We start from the raw sequence: 23,261 nt of genomic DNA, 5'->3' as shown, positions 1-23,261 counted from the left end.
GATGCGACCAAGCCGGTCAGCTGTGTCCCGACCGCCGCCTCCGACGCCCGCGACGGCGACGCCGCTCCCCGACCGCCAGTCACACCTTCCGCGGAGACCCGTGACGCCCATGGTCGCAATCCAGGGCGTGACGGTCCCACGCGGCAAGGTCGGCGGCGGCCTCATAGGCCGACTGCAGGAAGTCCAGCAGCATGGCCTCCGGATCCGGCGCCGTGCGCACGGCCTCATAGGGCAGGAGGAATTCACCCAGGCTGGTATCGAAGCGCGCGGCGTCGGGCCGGATCGACGCCTCGGCGTAGCCCGCCGGCGTGGGATAGGCGTAGGCGTAGAAGGACGGCGCGATTCCCGCCCCTCCTGGCCAGAAGCCGGCGCTCGCCACCTCATGCGAATAGGCCTCCCGCGTCACGGCGTCGGGAAGGTTCGGGATCCCGCCGGGGTGTGGGGGCGCGCGTCGGCCCGAGAAGCGGGTGACCGCCAGATCGAAACTGCCCCAGAAGAGATGGACCGGGCTCGACTTGCCGAGGAATCGGGTCCTGAAGGCGTTGAACACCCGATCGATACGGACCAGGGCTCGCCACAGCGCGACGGCGGCGGCCGGATCATAGGACCGCGGCGCGCGGTCCTGCGAAAACGGGACGGCGTCCGGAATCTCGTTGGGTCGGTCGTCGATCGTGACTTCGAGCCCCATTTCGGCCAAAGCCCCACGAACCTGCGCATGGAAATCGGCGATGCCGCCCGCGACAAGGGCGATCCGGCGCTCCGGCCCGGCCGCGTCACGGATCACCAGCGCGCCGTCCACGACGTCGAACTCCATTTCGACGGCCCGGTCGCCGATGTGGAAGAGCGAGGTCGTCAGACCGCGCGCGGACACATAGAGGGTCGCGTGCCAGGAGTGGTTGACCCAGGGCGTGTATCGCAGCCGCACCTTGCCGACGATCTGGCTCCAGAGCTGCAGCGTCCGCGCGGTCTCGTCCAGCGTCGGACTTGTAAGGTCCGGCCAGAGCGTCGCGTCTGTCCCGCTCATACTCGTTTCCATCTTCGCGTCCAGGCTGTGCCCCGCGGCACGCAACATCTCGCAAGTCCCACGTCCGACCGGCCGGGGGCGCAGCCGGGTTCCGCGAGCGATCATGTTCCGACGCGCCATGCCCTGGCTAACACCATACCACACGTCGCGTTGCCGACGAGATCTCGGGCCCCTTGCTCCCGGCGCAAGACCGGACGGCACAACCCCCCAGATCGAAGGGGGCGCGGCTATCGCTCTGGCCTGAAGGCTTGCCCATGGTGACGCCCCGGCCCCGGGCGGGACCCGCGGTTGCCGGGTGCGCCCATGCGCAGCTAGGCCCTGACGGTTCGCCCAGGACGCAAGATGGCATGCCGCCCCCGGCGCCCGTCGCCCGCCGGACTCAGGGAACAATCGATGCGCGTGACCATTCCGAATGGCGAAGGAGACCTCCGTGATCAGCTTGTTCGCCGCCGCCGCACTCATGATCGCCGCTCCGGTGGAAATAGCTCCGGTCCCGGTCGGCGGCGCCGTGAAACGAGACCTTCCGGCCGTCGGCCCGGCGAAGAAACCCCTGGCCGACGTGTCCGTGACACTTAGCTGTGCGGTTGGGCCCGACAACCGGGCTGAGGATTGCCGGGTTATCCGGGACAGCCACCCCGGGCTCGGCTTCGCCGACGCCGCCCTCGCCCTGATAGAGGGAGAGACCTCCGACGCACCCGCCGGCGCCGCCTCCTTCGTCCGCACAATCCAGTTCCTTCCGTGACGGCGCCCGGCCCGCGCCTCCGATCCGACGCCCCCACGGCGAGCCCTGGCCCGCTCGCGGAGGACCCGGTTCGTGATCGCATCCGCGAGGGCATTGACCATCGCCGCCGCCAGGGGCTCCGGCTGCTGCACGTCGAGCTCACCCCATCGGACCTGAGCGCGCTGATGACGCCGGACGCCCGGCGTGTTCGGCGCTATCGCTTCCAGGGGCTCGAGGTGAAACCCCTGATCAATGTTCCGCGCAGCGCCGTGGTGGCGGGCTATCCGAACCAGCCGGGTCGCGTTCGCTACCTCTTCTGACCGCTCGGCATCCCGCTATTCCGAGCCGGGCAGCGCCATCTCGTGGCCGATTGTCATCATACTCCGGGAGGCGCGCGCCCGCGTCGCTCGGCGAGCCTCGCCAGAATGCGGCCCCGATCAGGGCGCGCGCCAGCCGCGGCGCGGACGCCCCGAAGTCCGGCGGCTCCGCCGCCGCCCTCACGGGACCCGCCTGCGGACCGCCACCGCCGGCCCGTTCTCAGTGCATCGGGCGGGCGCCCCGGACGCGCGCATGAGAGGTTCAGAGACGTCCATGCCTTCCCAATCGTCGAGCCCTTCGAAGATTTCGCTGCGTCGTCCCCGATCGTCGGGGTTCAGGCGCCGTAACCGGCCTTTGCCCGGAGCCGCTCGATCCGCTCGCGGCAGGCCTCGGCCACTAGGTCCCAAAGCCGGCTCGCGGCCCCTGTGAGCGCCGCAGATTCTCCGGCGTCACGTCGTACTGGTCGGAGTAGCGGGCCTCGACATAGGCCCGCTTCAGAAGCTCGAACCGACACCGATCCGCTCGAGCTTCCCAGGGCCATGCCGCCGTCAGCCGCCGATCCACGTCCTCGGCCAGGGAGCGGAGGAATTTGATGTTGTGGGAGCGCGGGAAATTCCTGCAACCGGTAAGGCTTGGTTTCTTAGCGGGAATTCCCATCTCCAGCGTCTCCCCCCATTCAAGTCATGGAGTTCCCCGATGGCCGGCGGCTGGACCCGCGATGGCGCGGTCCTGGATCAGATCGACGACACCGTCCTCGACGGCGTGCTCACAGCCCGCGCCCGCATGCCCGCCGGCGAGGGAACCGAAGACTGTGTGGAATGCGGCGACCCCATCCCCGAGGCGCGGCGTAAGGCGCTGCCCGGCGTCACCACCTGTGTTCCCTGCCAGTCCGGCCGCGACAGTCGGGTCGTCATCGCCGGCATCAACCGGCGGGGCAGCAAGGACAGCCAGTTGCGCTGATCGATGGACGACACCCCCTCGCTTTTCCCCGAACTGAGGCAGGCCCCAGCCGTGACCGAGCCCGTCGGCCTGCAGTACGCCGAAAACGCGGTTTCGCCCCAAGCCCGTGACAGTCTTGTCCGCCGCTTCCAGACCCTGGCCTTCGCCCCTTTCGACTTCCGCGGTTTCAAGGGCAATCGCCGGACCGTCGCCTTCGGCTCCCGCTACGACTTCACCCACAATCGCGTCGACCGGGCCGACCCCCTGCCCGAGTGGCTTGAGCCGCTGCGCGCGGCGGCGGCCGCCTTCGCCGACATCGCACCGGCCGATCTGACGCAGGCGCTCGTCACCGAATACGCGCCCGGGGCCGGCATCGGCTGGCACCGGGATCGCCCCGAGTACGGCAAGGTCGTCGGCCTGTCCTTCGGTTCGGCGTGCGTGCTCCGCTTCCGGCGACCGACAGACGAAGGCTGGCGGCGGGCGTCGCGACCTTTGCCGCCGGGTTCGGCCTATCTCCTCGACGGCCCCGCCCGCGAGGCGTGGCAGCACAGCATCGCCCCCGGCGATCAGCTCCGCTACTCCGTGACCTTCCGCACGCTCCGTCCCCGGGCCGGCTGATGAGGCCCGCCCGCGGCGGGTGCAACAGTCTGACGGCGGCCCCGATCGGAGGGTCGGCGCCGCCCAAGCGTCCCGCACGCGGCTTGACCGAGGACGACGGATCGAACAGTCCGAACTGACGTTGGAGCCCCCATGCAAGGGAATTCGAAGCGTTTCTCCGGAGGATGTGCATGCGGCGCGGTCCGCTTCAGAGCGCGGGCGGAGCCTTTGCGGGTCGGGCTTTGTCACTGCCTGACCTGCCGGAGGGCTCACGGCGCGGCTTTCAATCCCTTCGTTGTCTTTGACGCGGCGGCCGTCGAAGTGACCGGTAGCCCGCGCAGCTGGTTCAGCTCCCCCGGATATGACCGCCAGTTCTGCGACGCCTGCGGGTCACGGGTCATCGCGCTCAATGGCGACGAGGTGGAAATCTCGATCGGCAGCCTCGACGAAATTGGACTGCTGGAGCCGCAGTACGAATCCTGGATCGTCCGGCGGGAACCCTGGCTTAGCGCCCTGGACAAGCCCCAGCACGCGCACAAGCGGGCGCCCTAGAGCCCCCTCGCTACCGGCTTGCCGCCAGATCTCATCTGATGGCATGGTCTGCGCCATGATGATGAAGGCCATTTTCTTCCCGCTGATCTGAGGGCGTAATCGCCCGGCGCACCCAGGCGCCGCCTAGATCAATGTTCGGCCCTTCAGGGCCAGGGAAAATAATCGTCGCCTTATCCTGAGCCTGAGGGGCTGAGGGACCGTCAGATCCCCACTTTCCATCAAACCAGTCGGCGGGGACGACGGCTGGCACATCGATGTGAGCTTCGGCGATTCCCCGGATTTCATGGAATGGCGGGCCAATATCAAGAGCACCGGGGCGCGCTCCTGCTGCTGTTCCTGCTGTCCGATGTCGGCCAGAACGACGCCCCGACGCGCATCCGGCGCGGGTCGCTTTGACGATCGCTCGCGAACTCCCGCCTTGCGGAGAGCGGGGCGCATCCCTGCGGCAGGCGGCGGACGGCTTCGCCTCCCCCCGCGATTGCGGGGTCAGCCTGGCGACCGGTCCGGCGGGCACGTCTTTCTCTGTTATCCGTTCCTCGTCCATTCAGCCCAGGCGCATCGTGGATTTCGCCCCGCGCTTCATGGCCCAGCCTCCCCTGTTTCCCCGGGGCGAGTTCGATCCGGATCGCCGCCGTCGCCCGTACAGCTCTCCAAATGCCGGGCCTGCGGCTTGATTATGTGACGGGAGCGCCTGGGGGGCCTCCACCCCAGGCGCTCTTCGGCTCCGACCTTCCACCCGGACAAGCAGGGCATTCTTCCCTGGCTGTCGGTCCGCGCGCCGTTGCAACGATGGATCGAGCGACCGGACCCTGCAGGTGCTCATCGACACCTTCGAGCTCAGGCCGGCCCAGCGGCACTACGACCTGGCCATCGCCCATGCCCCCATCCGGGGAATCTATACCGCCACCCATCAGCCGCGCCTGATCGTGATCGACAAGGAGAACGGCGGTAAGGCCGACGCCCTCAACGCGGGTGTCAACGTGTCCCGCGCGCCCATCTTCTGCTCCATGGACGCCGACTCCCTGCTGGAGCCGGACGCCCTGCTCAGAGCCGTCAGGCCGTTCGTGGAGGACCCGGAGCGCACCGTCGCGGTCGGGGGCACCGTCCGCATCGCCAACGGCTGCGTCATCTCCCACGGCCGAGTGGTCGAGGTCCGCCCTCCGCGCAATCTGCTGGCGCTGCTCCAGACGGTCGAATATCTCCGCGCCTTCCTGATGGCGCGCCTGGCCTGGAGCCGCATCAACGCCCTGACCATCATCTCCGGCGCCTTCGGGCTGTTCCGGCGCGCCCGGGTCATCGAGGTCGGCGGCTACACCCATGGCACGGTCGGCGAGGACATGGAGCTCGTCGTCAAGCTGCACCGGCTCATGCGCGACAAGCGCCAGCCCTACCGGGTCGCCTTCGTACCCGAACCGGTCTGCTGGACCGAAGCGCCGGAGAGTTTCCGCGTCCTCGGTCGCCAGCGCGCGCGATGGCATCGGGGCGCCCTGGAGACCTTCGAGCGTCACCGGGACATGCTGGTGAAGCCGCGATACGGCCGCGTCGGTTTCGTCGGCTTCGGCTACATCCTGCTCGTCGACGTCCTCGGCCCCATCATCGAACTGCTCGGCTACCTGCTCATCCCCGCCTTCTGGGCGGCCGGCGTCCTGTCCACCGACTATCTGCTGGCCTTCCTGGCCGTCAGTTTCACCTTCGGCGTCGTGATCTCGGTAGGCGCCCTGGCCCTGGAGGAATCGGAATTGCGGCGCTTCCCGCGCGCCCGCCATCTTGTCCTTCTGACCGCGATGGCCGTGCTGGAGAACTTCGGCTACCGCCAGATCAACAATCTGTGGCGGCTTCGCGGCGTCTGGCAGTACCTCAGGAAAAGCCAGTCCTGGGGAACCATGACGCGCCGCGGTTTCGGCCCCACCGGCGGCGGAGCGGCCACGTGACAGCCCGGTCGCGCGGCGCCGCCGGCGCGCCCGGCCGCCCGGCGCTCCCGTCGTCGATCTCTTTCGGACGCGCCCGATGACCGATCCGCTCCAGCCTCTGCGTGAGCAGTTCATCGCGCGGTGCCGCCAGGACAGGGCGCGCCTCATTACGCCTGTTTCGGACGAGGACGTCGCTCACCTCATTCACCGACTGGCGGGCGTCTCCGGGGTCTTCGGCTACACGCAGCTCGGCGAGATCGCGGGTCGACTGGATGGCGCCATCGCGGACGGCGCCCGTCCGACGTCCCTCGACCTGGCCGAGCTCCTCGAAGCCCTCTCCAGCCTGTGACGACCGATTGCGGATCTTCTGACGGCGGTGCGCAGCAGGGCCGGAACCACGCCAGCCGGCCCCAAAGAACCGACGCGGCGAGCGGCCAGGGCCCCAAGACAGTTCAGGCAACCCGCGAGCGGCTGGAGGGCGCGCACTAGCGCAGCGCCAGCGTCACTCTCCCCCGGGCCAGGCGCCGGCGGAGGCGAGAGCGGCGTCAGCGTCGCCTGCACCTGACCCGGTCCCGTTCCGTCACCAGGACGGCGTCGAAGCCGGCGACGAGCTTTGGGAGAAGGCCGAGGGTCCGCTGCCCTCCCTCTATCTGTCGGTGGCGTTCGGCGGCCTTACCTACGCGGCCGCGCGCATCGAATTGCTCGCCGCCCTGACGCAGCTGGCCGATGGCGCGAGCGGCCGGCGCCTGCTGCTCGGCCTGGCCGGCGCCACCCGCCCTGCCAACGTCGACGATGACCAGCCTGTTCGCGCCGGCAGGCCTTCGCGCGTGAAGTGCTGGTAGAGCGCCCTCCCTAGGGATCTGCCACACAACGCCGGACTTCGGGAATATGCGTCGCTGGCCCGGGGTGACTAGGCCGCTGGGTCGTCGCCGCCCGGAAAGCCCGTACGGCTGCGGGCGAATACGGGGTGTCTGGTCATAGCGACGGGGTCTATGCTCGGGCGGCGGGATCTACTCACCTATCCGACGACCTGATCTTCCGTCGATGCCGAGACGCCGCCATCTTGCGGCATTTTGATGTGCACGAGATCTGCGCGGCTTAGACGCTGAGCCCGCAGTCATCGCACAAGGGGCGGGTCGAACCACGCTTCGTCGCCGCCCCCTTCGTCGTCAAGAGGACATAGGAACTGCCGGCTTCGCGACGGATTGGCGGACGGAGCGCGGGCACCGGCCGACCTGACGGTTTACGCGGTTCCAGACATGAAGGCTCATCCCATGGCCCGCGCGAAGACATCACCCTGCGGCACAGCTTCCGTTGGGTCGCCAGCCGACCGCTCCGTGGCGCCCGGCTCAGCCCGGCGGCGCGGCCCCCAGCCGGAGGCGCGCATCCTTGTCTGATACCGTTCAGGCAGCCGCCGGCGACGTTCTCGGCCCCACGCCACTCGTCGGTGGGCCCCTGCCGGACGACGGCCGTTCGCCGCGACGGGCGATCAAGGTCAGTCCGGCCTTGATCGCCTCGCGCCTCGCCGCCCGGCCGGGCAAGGGGCTGACGCTCATGCTGACGACCAGCGAGGCGCGGGCTGACGAAATCGGCCGCGCCCTCGCCGGCATGGCGGACCCGACCCTCGAGGTCCTGGTGCTGCCACCCTGGGACTGCCTGCCCTATGACCACGCGTCCCCCTCGCGCGAGAGCCAGGGGCGTCGTCTCGCGGTGCTGGACCGCCTCGCGGACCCGATAGGGCGCAAGCTACTCATCACCTCCCCGGAAGCGGCGCTCCAGCGCGTGCCGCCGCCCGCCGCGTGGTCGGCGGCCTTCGATCTGACGGTGGGCGCGACGCTGGACCGCGAGGCGCTCGAAGCCTTCTCCCGCCGGACCGGCTATGTGGTCGACGACCGGATCGACGAACCCGGCGAGATCGCCTTCCTCGGCGAAGTCATCGACATCTACCCGGCCGCGGAACAGCAACCGGTCCGCCTCGTCCTGGCCGACGGGCGGATCGACTCGCTGCGATGGTTCGATCCGCTGTCCCAACGATCCGAAGACGAGCTCGACGCCCTGACCCTGCGAGGGGCCTCCGAACTCCACCTGCCCGACGAGGAGCCGCGGGAGGTCGGATGCGAACACCGGATGGGAAAAATCGCCGGTCCTTTGGATAGCCTCTTCACCCTGGTCGAGGGCGCCGCGATCCTGGTCGAGGCGGAGACCGGGGATCGCTGCCGAGGCGTCCTGGACCAGATCGCGGACGCCCATGCGACGGCCCTGGCCTTCAGCAACGGCGGCGCGCCGCTCGGCCCGTCCGGCCTCTATCTGACGGCCGATGAGGTCGAGGCGGTCTTGGCCAGGGCGAGCCCGATCGAGAATCTCGACGACGCCGCGCCCTCACCGATCTTCGCCATGGAGCGCCATCCGGGTCGGGCGCTGCGCCAGTATGTCGAGGACAAGTGTAACGCGGGCCGCCGGGTGGTCTTCGCCGCCACCGAAGCCGAGCTTCGGCTGATCGGCCGTTTTCTGAAGCGGCACGCGATGGAGACGCCGGACCCCCTGGCCACCTGGAGCGAGGTCGCGGACGCCCTCCCCGGCCGATTGTTCACCGTCGTGGCCGATCCCGGCTCGGGGTTCGACGATCCGCAGACAGGCCTGACCCTCCTCACCGCCACCGACGCGCTGGGCGGCCGGGTGGCGCAGACCCGTTCGCCCGGCCGAAGCTTGATCGGCGAGCCCGAGCTGCGCGTCGGCGATGTGGTCATCCACGAGGATCACGGCCTGGGCGTCCTTCAGGCGCTCGAGCGGATCGAGATCGACGACCTGGAGCGCGACGTCCTGCGCCTCGAATACCACGGCGGCGCGACCATACTGGCGCCCGTGGAGGAGTTCGACCGCATCTGGCGTTACGGGTCGGAGCCCGACGCCGTGACGCTCGACAGGCTCGGGTCGGACGCCTGGCGCAAGCGACGCGCCGAGGTGAGCGCGCAGATCGACCAGACCGCCGCACGCCTCGTCGCCCTGGCTGCGGAAAAGGCGAAGGCCGAGGCCGCGCCCATCGTCCCCCCGCGCCAGGCCTATGCCGCCTTTGTGGCGCGCTTCCCCTACCCGGAGTCCGCGGATCAGGCCACGGCCATCGGCGCCGTGCTCGAGGATCTGGCGAGCGGCCGGCCGATGAGCCGGTTGATCTGCGGCGACGTCGGCTTCGGCAAGACCGAGGTCGCCCTGCGCGCCGCCGCCGCCGTGGCGCTCAGCGGTCGTCAGGTGGCCGTCGTGGCTCCGACGACGGTCCTGGCCCGCCAGCACCATGAGACCTTCGTCCGTCGCTTCCGCGACACCGGCCTCCCGGTGGCCCATCTCTCGCGGCTGGTCGACGGCGCGGAGACCTCGGCCGTCAGGGCCGGCCTGGCCGACGGGTCCATCCGCATCGTGGTCGGCACCCATGCGCTCGCGGCCGATACGGTGGCCTTCGCCGACCTCGGCCTGGTCATCATCGACGAGGAGCAGCGGTTCGGATCGAAGATCAAGGATGCGCTGCGGTCCCGGGCCGACCATGCCCTGACCCTGACCGCCACCCCCATACCGCGAACCCTGCAGGCGGCCTTGGTCGGGCTGACCGAGGTCAGCGTGATCGCCAGCCCTCCGGCGCGACGCCGGCCCATCCGCACGGCCCTGACCGACTACGACGCCGCCTCCCTGCGGACCGCCCTGCTGCGCGAAAAGCGCCGCGGTGGGCAGACCTTCGTCGTCTGCCCGCGCATCGAGGACCTCGAGCCGATGCGCGACCGACTCGAAGCGCTCGTACCGGAACTGAGCGTGGTCGCGGCCCACGGCAAAATGCCGGCCGCGGAGGTTGACGAGGCCATGGTCTCCTTCGCCGAGGGCCGGGGCGACATCCTCCTGGCCACCAACATCATCGAAAGCGGTCTGGACGTGCCGCGCGCCAACACCTTGGTGGTCTGGCGTCCGGATCGCTTCGGCCTGACACAGCTGCACCAGCTGCGCGGACGCATCGGACGCGGCCGGGCCCAGGGCTTCGCCTATCTGGTCACCGAGCCGGACGACGACCTCGCCGACGCGACACGGGCCCGTCTCGGGGCGCTCGAGGCCTTCGACCGGCTGGGCTCGGGTTTCGCCCTCAGCGCCCGGGATCTCGACCTGCGGGGCGGCGGCGACCTGGTCGGCGACGAACAGGCCGGCCATATGAAGCTCATTGGCGCCAGCCTGTATCAGCGCGTCCTCGAGCGCGCGGTGCGCACAGCCCGTGGCGAAGAGCTTCCGCCCGATCTGTCGCCCCCGCGCATCGGAGACACGGCCTATCTGCCCGAGGACTTCATTCCCGACGCCACGATGCGCATCAATCTCTATGCGCGCCTGGCCCGCGTCGTCTCCTCGGCGGAGGTCGATGCGTTGGAGGACGAGGTCGGCGACCGGTTCGGCCCGCCACCCCCGCCCGTCACGACCCTGATCGCGGCCACGCGCCTGTCGGCCCTGGCCGCCGAAGCCGGCGTCACCAAGATCTCGACCGGCCCCAAGGCTACCGCCTTCACCCTGTCAGCCGCACGCGCCAAGGTCCTGCGTCCCCGGCTGCCGGACACGGGCGCACGACGCTGGGCGGACGACCGTCTCATCTTCGAGGCGTCCAGCAACGTCGAACACGACCACGCCTTCCTCACCGCCGCCCTGGCCGACCTTGCCGCCTGAACCAACATCCCGCGCCGGTCGGAGAGCCTGCGGGCGCCCGAGCGTCGCCCTCCGGTGCGGGACGCGCGCCTGGAATGCGGGGTCCACCCTCCGCGCAGCCTTTGTCGGAATCTGCGCTCTGAGCTCGCTCCATGTCCGGTTCTGAGCCCCTGATCGTCACCGCCGCCCTGGACGAGCGCTCCTTCGCGCGCTTCGAGGCGCTTCGCCAAGCGCACTTTCCGCGTGAGCGGAACCTTGTCCCGGCGCATCTGACCCTGTTTCACGCCCTGCCCCATGACCAGGAAGATCATGTCCGGCGAACGCTGGACGCGGCCAGCCGATCGCGGCCCTCCCTTCCTCTCGCGGTCCGCGGCCCCTGGTCGCTGGGTCGGGGGGTGGCCTACAGGCTCGCCGGCGGCGAGCTCGATCAGCTCCGCCATGAGCTGGCGGACGCATTCGGCGAATGGCTGACACGTCAGGACCGGCAGCCGTTTCGGCCGCACATCACGGTCCAGAACAAGGTGCGTCCGGAAGACGCCCGCCGTGTTCTGGCGCAGCTGCAGATGACGTTCGAGCCCTTCTCCGTCGTCATCGAGGGCCTGCTGCTCTGGCGTTATCGCGGCGGACCCTGGTCGCTGGTCGAAAGGTTCGACTTCGACCGAGCCGAGTCGTGTGGCCCAGCGTGACGACACCGGACGCCGATAAAGCGTCTCGGGACGCGAGGCCGCTCGGGACTGTGTTCGCCCGACGCCGGGGGCTTATCGTCAGACCGCTAGGGAACATCACCGGCGGGCCGCGGTTGCCGTCCCCTGAAGGGAGACGCTCATGCCGCACCAGAATGTTTCAAGTTCCAACGCCACCGCCCAGAACCAGGCCACCGATCCGGTCCAGCCGAACGATCGCGCCGACGCCTCCGCGCCCCGGGAGCCCAGGTCGTATGTCGATCAGGATTGGCGGCAAGCCAGCGTGGCCGCGCCGGCGGCGGGAGAGTTGGCCGATGACATGGACGAGGGCGATGCGGTCGCCGCGGAAGGCCTGCAGCAGGGTCGGAACCATGTAAATCGGCCCGAGCGCACCGAAGCCTCGCGAGGCCAGGGTCCGAAGACCGCCGCCGCCAACCGGGACCAGCTGAAGGGCGACCGCTAGCCCCTCCTCTGGAGCACTAACGGGTCCGGGTCCCGGCGTACCGGGCCGGACAGGCCGTCTCGGGTCGAGCCGCCCAAGGGACGTCTCTGACCCATCTTCAATGGAGAGTAAGCAATGGATTCCTTCCCCTGGCTCTTTGTCGTCCTCGGGGGCGCGATCCTTCTGGGCATCGCGCTGGCCTGGGGTCAGTTTCAATCGCGAAAGCGCGATGATCAGGTCGACCCCCACACGCCCGGAGACGACCCTTCCAAGGGCCTCTGAAAGCGATAGGCGGAACAGGGTTACGCAGAGCGGGTTGGTCCGCGTGAAAGGAAATCATCATGCCTCGCGGAGACAAGTCGAAATACACTGACAAACAGGAGCGCAAGGCCGATCATATCGCCGAGGGCTACGAGAAACGCGGCGTGTCGGAAAAAGAAGCCGAACGCCGCGCCTGGGCCACCGTCAACAAGGATGACGGCGGCGGTAAACAGCCGGGCGGCTCCGGCCGAGGCAAGAACACCGGTCATCCCGCCGCCAAGACGGGCGGCCGCAAAGGCGGCGACGCCTCGTCGGCGCGATCGAAAGCCGATCGATCGGCCGCCGCCAAAAAAGGCTGGGAAACACGCAGGAGAAAGGCGAATGGCTGAGCGACAGAGCGACGGACGCAAGCGAAACGCAGCCTCGCCAGGCGGCAAGCCGGATCCGACCACCCCGGACAAGGACGTTGTGAAGGTCGGACGCGAGGAAAGACGCTCCGCCGGGCCCGACGGACCGGACGCCACTGAGATCGGCGCCACGTTCAAGAACAGCCCGTAGTTTCCCGATCCCAGGCGCGGCGGATCATCCTCGCTGGACGCATCGGGGCGACAGGATTTCCGTATCCGAAGATGCTCTCGAGGTCCGCCGCGACCGCAGTCGTCCCGGCGGGGAACGGGGTTGAGCCCGCACCGTTCATCCTTCGGAGGTGAACCATGGCCGAAACACGAGGCAAGGGCAGTCACGCCGCCAAGCGCGCCAACGCGGCCGCGAAGAAGGACGGAGAGAGCAATCCGCGGAAGTCTTCAAGGGCGCAGGCCATCCTTGGGAAAAAGGGCGGCAAGACCGGCCGGTGACTGAGGCGACGCCGCCCGTGTTCATCCGGGTCGTTGACCTTGAAACCGCCGGTTCCGGGCCGGATGACGTCTGCGAGATCGGCTGGCAGGACGTGGAGCGAACGCCCTCCGGATGGCGTCTCGCGGACCGGTGCGGTGCCGTCTTCGTCAATCCCGGGCGTCCCATCTCGGCTGACACCATGGCGGTCCACCACATCCTCGACGAGCAGGTGAAGGACGCGCCCTTCTGGCGCGAAACCGCCGACAGTATCCTCCGGCCCGGCGGCGACCTGATCGCCCTCGCCGCCCATCGGGCCAGTTTCGAGCAGCGCTATTGTCGACCCCGGTTCACGGGGGGCGCGCCCTGGATCTGCACCTGGAAATGCGCGCTCCGGCTCTGGCCCGAGCTCCCGCGCTTCTCCAACCAGATGCTGCGCTATCTGCGCCGCCCGGAGGGCCTGGCGCATGAGAGGGGCCTTCCGGCCCACCGGGCCTTCCCGGACGCCTATGTCACCGCCCATCACCTCAGGGACATGCTCAACAGCGTCCCGGTGGATACTCTCATCGCCTGGAGCGGCGAGCCGGGCCTCCTGCCGCGCGTGCCGCACGGGCCCGACCGGGGGCGCTCCTGGGACACGCTCGACAGCAAAGCCCTCGATACCCTGGCGCTCGATCGCGATCCCGATGTCCGCTTCAGCGCCCGGACCGAACGCGCGAGACGCGGGGGTCGGGACGAAACCGAACGGCCGTCAGCCCAAGCCAGCCTGCTCTAGAACGGTCGCTTCGGACCGATGGAGATCACGCGACCGCAGGGATCTGAGGCGCCCGGATCATATCCCAGGGCGAACTGCGCCAGCGGCGGATCGCGATCGGCGACATTTTCGATTTTCGCCCAAAGCGTCTCCGCTCGTCCCAGGGCCACGCCATAGCCCAGATCAAGGCCCGGCCAGGAGCCGATGCGGTCGCGCATGACGCCGCTGCGGCCGTTGCGGTGGCCACGCGTGTAGCGCGCGGTCAGGATCACGCTGTGGCCGGCGCCGTCCCAAGCCAGATCAAGCCGGCCCTGATTGCGAGGCATGGAGCGAGCCAGGGTGTTGAGGTTCGTCGATCCGACCGCCGACTGCAAGGGCGCCCCGTCGGACATGCGGATATCGAATCGATCGATGTGGCAGACGCTCGCCGAGGCGACCCGCGACCGCCCAGCACGCCGCGCTCATAGCGCACCGTCAGATCCCATCCCTGCGCCTTGATCGCCGCGGCGTTGACGAACCTGAGCCGCAGGCCGGTGATCGCACCTCGAAGCCGCCCGTGATGCGGGACTGGGCCTCCGTTCCTTCGCGGCCCGCGAGCGTGTCCGCCCCGGCCTGATCGAGGATGGGCTGGGCCTGTTCGCGAACCATCAGGTCCCGGTAGTCCCCCCACCATCCGTCGAGGCCGACGCCTCGTCCGACCCGGACCTGTCTGAAGCAGGCTCAGCAGGCCTCCGACGGGGATCAGGCCGGCCCCACCGTCGAACTCATCGATCGCTCGGGCTTGAGGGCGGCTCCGCCGCTGGTCAGCCCATTGACGAACACGAAGGCGCCCCGGTCCAGCACGGAGGGCTGGGGCGCCTGCGATCCCCCGGTGACGATCACCGGTGCTCCAAATGATCTCACCAAGCCTGCGTGCAACATCGCGGCCCGGGTCCATGCGACGATTGCGTGGAACCGTCATCCCGGACTAGGCATGGCCCGCGGCTGCGGCCTCCAAGACCGCCAAGGGAAGCTGTCAATGATTGATGCGACACACCGCCCGCGCCTGCCGGGGTCGATCGATCCCGACTTCCTCAAGGGTGTCGGGATCGCGCTCGCGGCGGGTGTGGTGCTGGCCTTCACCGGGGCCTTCGGCATGACCGGAGAAGGGTTCGGTCACAGGCTTCTCTACTGGCTCCCCCTGATGCTGGCCGGCGCCCTGTGGGGTCACCTCTGCGCCCGCCTGCTCGACCGGTGGATCGACAGCGACCGGCGCCCCTGGTTGGCGTCCCTGGCCCTGACCCTGGCCATCGGCCTGCCGCTTACCGTCGTGGTCTGGGGCTACACCGTCTTCCTCTTTCAGGCCGGACGCCACCCCACGGTCGGCCGTCTCATCGCCTTCTTCCCGCCGGTCCTTGTGGTGACGGGCGTCGTCAGCCTGCTGAATGTCTTCCTCCAGCGGAAGCCGATCCAGACCCATGCCGGCGCGCTCGACGCGCCCGCCCCGCGCTTTCTGGATCGCCTGCCGCCCCATCTCCGCGGCGCGAACCTGCGCGCCGTCCAGAGCGAGGATCATTATCTGCGCGTGCATACCAATCGCGGCTCCGACCTGATCCTGATGCGCCTCTCCGACGCCCTCGCCGAACTCGAGGGCCTCGAGGGGGCCCAGACCCATCGCGGCTGGTGGGTGGCCCGGGACGCTGTCCGCCAAGTCGAGCGCGGCGACGGCCGGGCCACCCTCACCCTCGAGGGCGGGGTCAGGGCGCCGGTCAGCCGCCGCTATGCCCGCGCGCTGCGCGAAGCCGGCTGGTACTAGGTCGCCCAGGCGCCATGGAAGCCGGCGGGAAGGGCGACATCGGCCCTCCAGCTGACCACCGGCCCATCGGCGACCCGTCCGGCCTCGAAGGCGTGCAGTTCGGTCACGCCCTCGTCCAGATTGATGGACGGCGCGACCAGCCAGGCGTCGGCTTCGCCGTGCAGACCCGGCTTGGGAACCCAGACCGCCTCCTCCATGATCTGTCGATCGCCGAAGTCGAAGACATCCGAACGCCCGGTCTCCCAGTCCTGCACCGCCAGGCCGGTGGGCAGGGGCCGTCCGCCGGTCTCGCCCGCCACATGCGACGTGAGACGACGCGTCGACCCGGCCAGGCGCGGATTGGCCTTGGGAAACTCCGCCGTCACGCCCGAGGAGACGAACTCGGCCCGCCCGTCGGCGTGAAGCGTCACCAGCGACAGGGTGGCCGGGTCGCCCGGCACGGTCCCGCGCTGCTCGACCAGCACCCGCGCGCCCTCGAGGGCGAAGCGGACGTCGGAGGCGGCCGCCACATCGAAGCGAATCCCGCCCGACCCGTCCTCCCAGGCGTCTCCCAGATGGAAATAGCTGAAGGCCGGAAGCTCGAAGATCCGAGTCCGTGTCACATCCGCCTTGTCGATCACCATCACCTCCGTCCCCAGTTCCGGCTTCCAGGCGAAGCGGGTCATGAAGGGCATGGTGTCGCGGTCGAACACCCAGGGCTGAAGCACCACCACCAGATGGCGCGCCGAGGCGGTGAAGTCGTGCATATAGCTGGCGCGCGGAAGCCGGACGACGTCGGCGGACCTCAAGGTCCCGTCGGCGTTCAGCCTCCAGACGATCATCCGGTCCCCCGCCAGGCCGATGTTCCAGATCGTCCCGTCCGGATCGATGCGCGGATGGGCCTGAAACGGCATCCCCTTCAGGTCGTCGCGCAGGGTGACCACCCCCCGCGTCGTCAGATCGGACGCGTCCATGGCGACCGGCGAGCCGCCTTCCCACAGCGCCCAGACCGCGTCGCCCAGGGGCAGGACGGCGGTGTTCGCCGCATTGGCGTCGTCCGGTCCGCCGACCTGGGCGCGTGCGTCGCCCGCCGTTCCGAAGCCGGGGGTCACGACCGCGTCGAGAGCGGTCTCGTGGCGGCGCTTGGCGGTGTCGGCGAAGCGCGCCTCCAGGCTCGCCTCGCCCTCCCGGATCCGAAAGGCCCGCATCAGGCCGTCGCCGTCGAACCAGTGGGTGGCGCTGCCGCCCGGCCGACGAAACTTGCCGGGCCCGTTGCGGAACAGCGTCCCTTCCAGGCCATCCGGCACGCGTCCGTGGACGCGCCGCATCGCCCGCGGCGCCACATCGCGCTCCAGATCGGCGGTGGCCAGGGCCCAGTCGGCGGTCGCCTCGAGCGCGGCCAGGGCCCGCACCGTCTCCGGGGTGGCCACGGCGGCCGACAGAGCGGCGGCGCCAAGCAGGAAGGCGCGGCGTGACGGGATCATCGAACAGGCTCCTCGCTCAGGGGACGGGTTCAACGCAGCACGATGGTCTGGGCGACCGCGCCGTCGACAGCCACCCGGGCGCGGTCCCAGCTCGCCGGGCCCATATTGCCCACCGCGTTGTTGGTGAAGGCGAAGGGCTCGGTCGGCATGCCGAAGGGATTGCGGCCCATGGCGCCGTCGCCGTCCACATCGTGGAAGGTCTTGGCGGCATAGTCGCCGGCCGGCAGGTCGTCGAAGGCCGCGTCCCGGGCGCCTTCGGCCAGCTCCACCCGGGCGGTGCGGACCGGCTGGCCACCGTCATAGGCCGCCGCGCTGTCGTACAGCGCGACCATGACGACGCCAGCGTCCGTTCCCGTCTCGAAGGTCAGGGCGAGGCTCGACCTTCCCGGTTCGGCGAGCGCCGGAGTGGAGGCGAGACACAGGGCGGCGACGACGGCGGCGAGGCGGATCATGGCGGTCAGTCCCGAAGAAGGCCCCGACGGCCGGGGCTGGCCACACCCGGTCTAGCCGCGCGACTGCCGGCCGCCACCCCGGATGCGGCGTCGACCGCCTTCGTTTCGCCAATGACCACGCGTGACGTCTTGCGAAGCGCGAATGACCACTTCGCCGAGACGTCGAACTCCCGGCGGTGCGTCATGCAACCCGATCGCCCCGCGCCGGTTCTCCTTCGCCACTCGGAGCGCGCCCGCGATGTCCTATTTCTGCCTCGTCAACACGCCCGGCGTCGCCGTGCGGGACATCGTGGCGATCCAGGCGAAGGATGACGGCGCGGCAGAGCGAGAGCTCGCGCGGGTCGCCGGACTCTGGCCCGGCTTCGAGACCATCGCGCTTTACCAGGATGAACGGTCCGTCGCCGTGCTGTCGAACCCGTCGCTCGGTTTTGCGACCGAGGCGCTGGACGTGGGCGACCTCGCCGCTTGACGACGCCGTTGATCACCATGCTGGGCGACTCTCTGACGGCCGGCTACGGGCTCCGTCGCACCGAAGCGCTCCCCGCGCGCCTGCAGGCCGAGATGGAGACACTGGGCCGCCCTTGCGTGATGGTGAACGCCGGCGTCTCGGGAGACACCACGGCGGACGGGCTGCGACGCCTGGACCGCGACGTGCCCTTGCAGACCACCCTCTGCGTGGTCGCCCTCGGCGCCAACGACATGATGCAGATGATCTCGGTCGACCGCATCCGCGCCAACCTGGACGCCATCCTCGACAGGCTCACCGACAGGGGTATCCCAGCGTTCCTGTGCGGCATGCGCGCGCCGCCCTGGCTCGGCGTCTATGCAATGGTCTTCGACGGTCTGTTTCGTGACGCCGCCGACCGTTACGACGTGGCCTTCGATCCCTTCCTGCTGGAGGGCGTCGCTCTCGATCCGCGCTATGCCCTGGCCGACCGCATCCACCCCAATGCGGACGGCGTCGCCCGCATCGCTCGCCGACTGGCGCCCCGCGTCGTTGCGGCCCTCGCGCGCGCGCCCGATCCGATGAAGTAGCGCTCGCTCGATAGCGATCGGCTCGCTCCGACGGCGCCGGACGGCCTCGCCTCCTCGCGCGAGGGTCGGTCTCATGGCGCTGCGAGCGGCGTCGGCACCGGTCGAGAGCCGACACCTCCCAAAACGCCACGTCAGGCCGTGCCCGAGCGCGGTTCGGCAGCTTGCGGTGCTGTTCGGCCAGGACGGCCTGCCGAACTCGCATCGTCCACAGCATGGGAACGTAGCAGGAACATCTCAGCTTGCATCCGAACGGGCGGTCGGCCTATGCGCTCGGCGGGGTCGTGGCGGACCAGCCGGAGCCTGCTCGTGCGTCCTCCAGATAGCCGCCGGATCCCGTGCCCCCGCGCCGAGCGGGCGCGTTGCGATGCGCGCGGAGATATCGCCCCCCTATATCCGCGCTTCGCGCGTTGGCGCGCCGGACACGCCCTTGTCCCCGCCAGGCCGGGCGTGCGGCGCACATTTGGGAACGTGTCGGGCGCCTCGGCCCCCCTCATGGCCGACGGCCTGGGGGTCGAGCGGGGCGTAACAGTGCGGGTCCTGAGTGTCCGCGCGGCTTGGCTAGGGTTCCTGGTCATCGAAGGCGGTCGACCCGGGTTCGACCGTGTCTCCCCGGCCCGTGGAGGCGGATGATCCATGGCCGCCAACCCGTCGCGGGCCAAGCAGCTGTCCCGCGCCGAGGATCGTCGCCTCGCCGGCCTGGCCCGATACCAGGCTCCGGGCTGGCGACTGGACCTCGGACCGCCGGAGCGGTTCGTTCCTGACAAGACGCTGCTGGGCTTCCTGCAGCGGGGCCAGACCGTCCTGCTCAGATGTCAGCGGAAGGATTGCGGGCGGCGGGTCGAGCCGGACATCGAGGCCCTGGTCCGGAGCGGCTATGGCCACCTTTCGAGCGCCGTCCTTCAAGAGGCGCTGTCGTGTTCCCACCCGCTGGGATGCGGCCTGGCGCGGCCGGTCGAGGCCTATCCCAGGGGCGTCCCGCTCATCGCCTATCTGGGGCACGACGGCCTGATGATCTCGATCACGTGCGTCGGCTGTCGCCGCGCCGTCACCCTGACGGTTCCGGCCATGATCGATCGACTGATCGCCAGCGGACGCGGCGACGCCTCCACCGGGATGCAGGAGCTGGCGCGTTGCGTGAGGGGCCCGTGTCGGAACTGCGCCGGCGGGCTGTTCGAACCCGCGCTCCTCTGGCCCCAGGCGCCGGGGTCCGGCGCATGAAAAAGCCCCCACCGATGCGCTCGGCGAGGGCTTCACAGTCTCCAGGTCGAACGGTCGTACGGCTTAGCCGAACACCTTTCCGATCCAGGCCGTCACGCCGTTCGCCGCGCTGGCGGTCGAGCAGCGCTTGTCTGCCTGGGCCTGCCGGATCGCGGTGATGCGCTGAGTGATGGCCTTGTCAGCGTCGGAACGGGCCATCGCGTTCCCAATCCCAAAGTCACCGAGGAATCCGGCTGCCGAGCGCCAGTCGACATTGGCCGTGTCGGCGATCTGGGCCTGCACTTGCTCGGCGCGGATCAGCTCCAACCGGAGGTCGTCGCAATCCATGGCGGCGGCTTCGGCCGGCGTGAAGGTGGTCGCGATCGGATAGCGCTTCGTCGCGCAGGCCGAAACGGAAACGGCCGCGATGACGCAGCTGAGAATGATGGCGGTTCTCATAGATAGCTCCCCAAGCGGCCGCGCCCCCTGCGCGACCGAAATTCGGTGATGCCCGTTATTCGAGAACCTGTCCAGTATGGCCAAGCTTGTGTCCAATGCCCGACGCAAGTGTTCGAAACCGTGCACAAGTGTGATGGCGGCGCCCCTCCGCCCGCCGATTCATGGTTTAACTCACCTACGTAGATTCCCCAGGGAGGCGAACGTGGAGGAGGCGGCTCGGCTATCGCCTCGCGAGCGGGAGGCGCTGACCGGCGTCGTCCAGCTGCTGAAGGTGCTTGAGATCGCCCACCGAATGGGCGTCACCGAAAACACGGTTGAAACCCACCTCCGGAATGCGCGCGCAAAGCTGGGCGCCTCCAGCAGCCGCGAGGCCGCGGCCATGGCCCGGGCCCGCGGCCTCCTCACGGAAAAACCCGTAGCCGGACTTTCCGGGATGGGCGTCGGAGCCGAACCACCGCTGGATCGGGGGGTCCACGGAGAGCCCGATGCTTCAACCGCCCACCCCACCCCAGGAGATGCTCCAGGCCGGCCCCCGACCGGAGGACAGCTATCCTCTCCCGATCAGCTGGGAGGACATCGAGGTCGTTCTGGAGGACATGGCGCCGGAGACGGCCAAGCCGCTCGCGGTCGAGATGGTCCGCAACCTGCGCATGGTCAGCTGGGCGCTCAGTCCCATGGACCTGCTGCAGCAGGTGATCCTGACCGCCCAGGCGGTCTCGACTCCCGAACCGATCTCTCCGGGGGCGTGGGTTCACGCCTTCAAGGAGCCGCCGACGGAGATCCTGCCGCGTCTGCACTGGGACGACATCGAGACGGTCCTGCATCACTCGACGTCGGGCAAGGCTCGGTCGGCGGCCATGGCGCAGTTCAGCCGGATCTTCCAGGAGCGCCACCTGTTCAGCCGCACGAGAGACATGCTGCGCGTGCTTTTCTCGCTGGTCTTCGCCTTGCCGCGCGCCCGGCTCCGCCGGACGAACCCCTCACCCCCGGAACGGCGGCGCGCCGCCTGATCGAGGTCCTGGCGGCCGCCGTGGTCATCGGACTTCTGCTGATCCTGGCGACCGCCCTGACCTACGGACTGATGCGTCTCTTCTAGGTCCGTATTTCCCACAACCCAGCCACCGTCCCGCGTACCCGCGCGGAGGAAGGATGCTCCATGTCCACCGTTACGCCCGCCCCCATCCGTCGCAGCCAGGTCGGCGATCAGATCCTCGCCCAGCTGCTGCAGACCGAGAACGCCATCGACCAGGCCCTGATCGAAACCGCCACCTTCATGCACCTGCTGCCGTCTCTCCGTCTGCAGCAGAACTATTCGGCGGTGCTGGCCGCGCCCGCCATCGCGCGCATCACCCGCGCCGCCCAGGCGCTGAGCGAAAGCCGCACCGAAATGGTGGCCGCGCATGGTGACCTGGCGGCCGCCGCGCCGGCGATCGGCCTCGGCGCGTACGCCATGGGAACGGGCCAGCCCAAGGAGGAGCCGATCAAGACCGGCTTCATCGCCACCGGCTCTGGAGAGACGAGCCTGAGAGCCGTGGGTTGATGTTGCGGCCAGCGCGACCCAAGGTGGCGACCCGCCACCGCGAGGCCACCGATGAATTCGATGATCGGCGTCATCGCCTTCGCGACCGCCATCATCGTGTCCCTGTCGGCGATCCTGGTCGGAGGTCGTCCCCGGCCGGTCGGGATCGTCATCCTGCTGGGCTGGACGGCGACCCTTCTGGTGTCTCGCCAGACCGAGGTGCACCGGGTCCAGGAAGGCGTGCTGATCGTCGACAGCCTGGCCCTGGTCGCGCTGGCCGCCCTCTACATCGCTCGACCGTCCTGGTGGCGACTGATCATCGCCGGCGCCCAGGTGAATGCGGTCCTCAGCCACGTCGTGATCGGACTGGGCACCGGCATGGTCGGCTACGCCTATGGCTCCGCCGTCTGGCTCCTCGGCATTCTGCAGCTGGCGCCGCTGACCGTCGCCGCTTTCCAGACATGGCGGTCCCCACGCGGCCTGACGCGCCGCCCAGGATAGCCGCGCAAAACCATCCATGACCTGCGACCTCGACATCCGGGGCGGGCTCGCCCTCCTGCCCGACGACGAACTGCTGGCGCTTCTGATCTCTCCCGCGGGTCGGGGCGTCCGCGTCGCCCGTCGACTGCTGCGAGACTTCGGCGGCCTGGACCGCCTGGCCGCCGCCCGGCCCAATTCCATTCTCAGGGTGGCGGCGGGCTCGGCCATGGCGCCCGCCCTGATCCAGCGCCTGGCGGTGACCCGCGAGATCGCCAGACGGACGCTGGTGGCGCGCGGGGCACGCAGCCCGGCCCGGCCTGGCCAACGAGAGCTCGAGGCCCTGGCTGTCGAAGCCCTGGCCCATCACCGCGATCGCCGCTTCGTGGTTTTCCACGTGGATGCGACCGGTCAATTGATCAGCCAGCGCATCGAACCCTGGGACTGCGAGTTCGCACTCCATGCCAAGGGGCAGCGCGAGATCCTGGCCTACGCCCTGATGGTCGGCGCCCACGCCGTGATAACGGCCAGCCGGATGCCCTTGAAGACCGACGGAGCCGCCTTCGCAGACGCCCTGGCCGGCCTGCGCAAGGCCGCCGCGCTTTTCGAGATCGCGTTCGACCTTCACATCGCCATCGACGAGGACGGGGCCTGCTCGCGTGTGTGCGCCCAGGCGAACCCGTTCGACGTGTCCGCCGGTCCCTTTCCGCTCGCCGCCTAGCCGTGACCGCCGCGGAGGTCGCGAATAACGGATGGAGGTCAGGTCCAGGCGGGCTCACCTCCGTTCGCCGCCGAACGCCTTCCGGATTGGCGAGGAGACGCGATCGCCATGCCTGAAGAGAAAAAACGATCTCACGATCCGCTCCTTCCCCTCAGCCATCACCGCCTGATCGAATGGTTGGTCGAACCCATGCCGACGGAAGTCTCTCGAGACGAAAAGCGCCGGCTGGCCAGGACCTATTTTCCGGACGAGATGGCCTATGTGTTCCGCGAGGCCGAGCCCGGCCTCTTCACCATCGTATCGCCGATCGTGACCGAGCTCTCCATCACCGGCGTTCCGCCCGAGGTGTTCCGCGACAAGGCGGCGCTGACGTCGGCTCGACCTGTCGAGGACTACATCGACGGCGGGCCCCTCGAACGGGAATGACGGCCATGCGCCTGCGCCCC

30 protein-coding genes and 1 pseudogene are annotated in these 23,261 nt (G+C 69.4%); 24 read left to right on the top strand and 7 right to left on the bottom strand.

What is annotated here, in order from left to right; all coding sequences use genetic code 11:
- Positions 1–79 precede the first annotated feature (79 nt).
- Positions 80–1,024 (bottom strand): DUF5996 family protein, encoded by a 945-nt coding sequence (locus EES48_RS03765; protein WP_122465008.1) that lies wholly within the window; start codon positions 1,022–1,024, stop codon positions 80–82.
- A 430-nt stretch (positions 1,025–1,454) separates the two neighbouring features.
- Here EES48_RS03765 and EES48_RS03760 point away from each other — a divergent pair, with 430 nt between their 5' ends.
- Both EES48_RS03760 and EES48_RS15240 read left to right on the top strand, forming a co-directional pair.
- Entirely contained in the window at positions 1,455–1,766 is a 312-nt protein-coding gene (locus EES48_RS03760; RefSeq protein WP_162997993.1) for a hypothetical protein, read from the top strand.
- Between the two features lie 164 nt (positions 1,767–1,930).
- A complete protein-coding gene (locus tag EES48_RS15240) occupies positions 1,931–2,065 on the top strand; it encodes a hypothetical protein (protein ID WP_276309581.1) in 135 nt (44 codons plus the stop codon).
- A gap of 394 nt (positions 2,066–2,459) precedes the next feature.
- Here EES48_RS15240 and EES48_RS03750 read toward each other — a convergent pair whose 3' ends face one another.
- Entirely contained in the window at positions 2,460–2,720 is a 261-nt protein-coding gene (locus tag EES48_RS03750) for a HEPN domain-containing protein (RefSeq protein ID WP_205679332.1), read from the bottom strand.
- A 39-nt stretch (positions 2,721–2,759) separates the two neighbouring features.
- Here EES48_RS03750 and EES48_RS03745 point away from each other — a divergent pair, with 39 nt between their 5' ends.
- The 12 genes from EES48_RS03745 (at position 2,760) to EES48_RS03695 (ending at position 13,718) form a co-directional block, all read left to right on the top strand.
- Positions 2,760–3,023, top strand: coding sequence for a DksA/TraR family C4-type zinc finger protein (locus EES48_RS03745; protein ID WP_122465005.1), 264 nt, complete (start codon positions 2,760–2,762; stop codon positions 3,021–3,023).
- Positions 3,024–3,026: 3 nt separating this feature from the next.
- Positions 3,027–3,620, top strand: coding sequence for an alpha-ketoglutarate-dependent dioxygenase AlkB (locus tag EES48_RS03740; protein WP_122465004.1), 594 nt, complete (start codon positions 3,027–3,029; stop codon positions 3,618–3,620).
- Positions 3,621–3,752: 132 nt separating this feature from the next.
- On the top strand, positions 3,753–4,151 hold the full coding sequence (locus EES48_RS03735) for a GFA family protein (protein WP_122465003.1): 399 nt from the start codon (positions 3,753–3,755) through the stop codon (positions 4,149–4,151).
- Positions 4,152–4,966: 815 nt separating this feature from the next.
- A complete protein-coding gene (locus EES48_RS03730) occupies positions 4,967–6,082 on the top strand; it encodes a glycosyltransferase family 2 protein (protein ID WP_240623199.1) in 1,116 nt (371 codons plus the stop codon).
- A gap of 76 nt (positions 6,083–6,158) precedes the next feature.
- Complete coding sequence (locus tag EES48_RS03725) at positions 6,159–6,410, top strand: Hpt domain-containing protein (protein WP_122465001.1); 252 nt, start codon at positions 6,159–6,161, stop codon at positions 6,408–6,410.
- 307 nt (positions 6,411–6,717) lie between these two features.
- Complete coding sequence (locus tag EES48_RS03720) at positions 6,718–6,903, top strand: hypothetical protein (protein WP_122465000.1); 186 nt, start codon at positions 6,718–6,720, stop codon at positions 6,901–6,903.
- 547 nt (positions 6,904–7,450) lie between these two features.
- Positions 7,451–10,747 (top strand): DEAD/DEAH box helicase, encoded by a 3,297-nt coding sequence (locus tag EES48_RS03715; RefSeq protein ID WP_122464999.1) that lies wholly within the window; start codon positions 7,451–7,453, stop codon positions 10,745–10,747.
- A gap of 131 nt (positions 10,748–10,878) precedes the next feature.
- Entirely contained in the window at positions 10,879–11,412 is a 534-nt protein-coding gene (locus tag EES48_RS03710) for a 2'-5' RNA ligase family protein (RefSeq protein WP_122464998.1), read from the top strand.
- A gap of 139 nt (positions 11,413–11,551) precedes the next feature.
- Complete coding sequence (locus EES48_RS03705; protein WP_122464997.1) at positions 11,552–11,872, top strand: hypothetical protein; 321 nt, start codon at positions 11,552–11,554, stop codon at positions 11,870–11,872.
- A gap of 320 nt (positions 11,873–12,192) precedes the next feature.
- Positions 12,193–12,501: a plasmid stabilization protein gene (locus tag EES48_RS03700; protein ID WP_122464996.1), complete on the top strand. Its 309-nt coding sequence runs from the start codon at positions 12,193–12,195 to the stop codon at positions 12,499–12,501.
- On the top strand, positions 12,494–12,670 hold the full coding sequence (locus tag EES48_RS14980) for a hypothetical protein (RefSeq protein WP_205679331.1): 177 nt from the start codon (positions 12,494–12,496) through the stop codon (positions 12,668–12,670). The genes EES48_RS03700 and EES48_RS14980 overlap by 8 nt, the downstream gene beginning before the upstream one ends.
- Positions 12,671–12,962: 292 nt before the next feature.
- On the top strand, positions 12,963–13,718 hold the full coding sequence (locus tag EES48_RS03695; RefSeq protein WP_122464995.1) for a 3'-5' exonuclease: 756 nt from the start codon (positions 12,963–12,965) through the stop codon (positions 13,716–13,718).
- Here the strand turns inward: EES48_RS03695 and EES48_RS03690 are convergent.
- Together EES48_RS03690 and EES48_RS14745 are read right to left on the bottom strand one after the other, a co-directional pair.
- Positions 13,715–14,089 carry a hypothetical protein gene (locus EES48_RS03690; RefSeq protein ID WP_122464994.1) on the bottom strand — a complete coding sequence of 125 codons (375 nt, stop codon included), beginning with the start codon at positions 14,087–14,089 and terminating at the stop codon, positions 13,715–13,717. The two genes, EES48_RS03695 and EES48_RS03690, sit on opposite strands and share 4 nt — an antisense overlap.
- 349 nt (positions 14,090–14,438) lie before the next feature.
- Positions 14,439–14,579 carry a hypothetical protein gene (locus tag EES48_RS14745; RefSeq protein WP_162997992.1) on the bottom strand — a complete coding sequence of 47 codons (141 nt, stop codon included), beginning with the start codon at positions 14,577–14,579 and terminating at the stop codon, positions 14,439–14,441.
- 136 nt (positions 14,580–14,715) lie between these two features.
- Between EES48_RS14745 and EES48_RS03685 the strand changes: the two genes are divergently transcribed.
- The gene (locus tag EES48_RS03685) at positions 14,716–15,492 is read left to right on the top strand and encodes a LytTR family DNA-binding domain-containing protein (protein WP_122464993.1); all 777 of its coding nucleotides are present in this window, start codon (positions 14,716–14,718) and stop codon (positions 15,490–15,492) included.
- Here the strand turns inward: EES48_RS03685 and EES48_RS03680 are convergent.
- Together EES48_RS03680 and EES48_RS03675 are read right to left on the bottom strand one after the other, a co-directional pair.
- Positions 15,489–16,955, bottom strand: coding sequence for a carotenoid oxygenase family protein (locus tag EES48_RS03680; RefSeq protein ID WP_122464992.1), 1,467 nt, complete (start codon positions 16,953–16,955; stop codon positions 15,489–15,491). The two genes, EES48_RS03685 and EES48_RS03680, sit on opposite strands and share 4 nt — an antisense overlap.
- Before the next feature lie 29 nt (positions 16,956–16,984).
- The gene (locus EES48_RS03675; protein ID WP_122464991.1) at positions 16,985–17,407 is read right to left on the bottom strand and encodes a DUF2141 domain-containing protein; all 423 of its coding nucleotides are present in this window, start codon (positions 17,405–17,407) and stop codon (positions 16,985–16,987) included.
- A 142-nt stretch (positions 17,408–17,549) separates the two neighbouring features.
- On the opposite strand from EES48_RS03675, the gene EES48_RS03670 reads away from it, so the two are divergent.
- The 3 genes from EES48_RS03670 (at position 17,550) to EES48_RS03660 (ending at position 19,660) form a co-directional block, all read left to right on the top strand.
- Complete coding sequence (locus tag EES48_RS03670; protein ID WP_240623198.1) at positions 17,550–17,876, top strand: hypothetical protein; 327 nt, start codon at positions 17,550–17,552, stop codon at positions 17,874–17,876.
- Complete coding sequence (locus EES48_RS03665; RefSeq protein ID WP_122464989.1) at positions 17,873–18,442, top strand: arylesterase; 570 nt, start codon at positions 17,873–17,875, stop codon at positions 18,440–18,442. Before EES48_RS03670 ends, EES48_RS03665 begins: the two co-directional genes overlap by 4 nt.
- Positions 18,443–19,075: 633 nt before the next feature.
- The gene (locus tag EES48_RS03660) at positions 19,076–19,660 is read left to right on the top strand and encodes a hypothetical protein (RefSeq protein WP_122464988.1); all 585 of its coding nucleotides are present in this window, start codon (positions 19,076–19,078) and stop codon (positions 19,658–19,660) included.
- A gap of 63 nt (positions 19,661–19,723) precedes the next feature.
- Here the strand turns inward: EES48_RS03660 and EES48_RS03655 are convergent, their stop codons facing one another.
- Complete coding sequence (locus tag EES48_RS03655; RefSeq protein ID WP_162997991.1) at positions 19,724–20,182, bottom strand: hypothetical protein; 459 nt, start codon at positions 20,180–20,182, stop codon at positions 19,724–19,726.
- Here EES48_RS03655 and EES48_RS15300 point away from each other — a divergent pair.
- From EES48_RS15300 to EES48_RS03630, 6 genes and pseudogenes are all read left to right on the top strand, one after another.
- Positions 20,175–20,471: pseudogene (locus EES48_RS15300) on the top strand (response regulator transcription factor); the annotation flags it as partial. The gene EES48_RS03655 and the pseudogene EES48_RS15300 sit on opposite strands and share 8 nt — an antisense overlap.
- Positions 20,472–20,583: 112 nt before the next feature.
- Positions 20,584–21,108 (top strand): hypothetical protein, encoded by a 525-nt coding sequence (locus tag EES48_RS15090; protein WP_240623197.1) that lies wholly within the window; start codon positions 20,584–20,586, stop codon positions 21,106–21,108.
- A gap of 146 nt (positions 21,109–21,254) precedes the next feature.
- Positions 21,255–21,638, top strand: coding sequence for a hypothetical protein (locus tag EES48_RS03645; protein WP_122464985.1), 384 nt, complete (start codon positions 21,255–21,257; stop codon positions 21,636–21,638).
- A 51-nt stretch (positions 21,639–21,689) separates the two neighbouring features.
- Entirely contained in the window at positions 21,690–22,118 is a 429-nt protein-coding gene (locus tag EES48_RS03640) for a hypothetical protein (protein WP_122464984.1), read from the top strand.
- A 16-nt stretch (positions 22,119–22,134) separates the two neighbouring features.
- The gene (locus EES48_RS03635; RefSeq protein ID WP_122464983.1) at positions 22,135–22,815 is read left to right on the top strand and encodes a JAB domain-containing protein; all 681 of its coding nucleotides are present in this window, start codon (positions 22,135–22,137) and stop codon (positions 22,813–22,815) included.
- A 108-nt stretch (positions 22,816–22,923) separates the two neighbouring features.
- Positions 22,924–23,241, top strand: a complete 318-nt coding sequence (locus EES48_RS03630; protein ID WP_122464982.1) for a hypothetical protein — start codon at positions 22,924–22,926, stop codon at positions 23,239–23,241.
- Positions 23,242–23,261: the final 20 nt, after the last annotated feature.

Source organism: Brevundimonas lutea, assembly GCF_003704105.1.
Classification (GTDB): domain Bacteria; phylum Pseudomonadota; class Alphaproteobacteria; order Caulobacterales; family Caulobacteraceae; genus Brevundimonas; species Brevundimonas lutea.
Note: the sequence above shows the minus strand (reverse complement) of the source record. Positions and strands in the feature narration are given on the sequence as shown.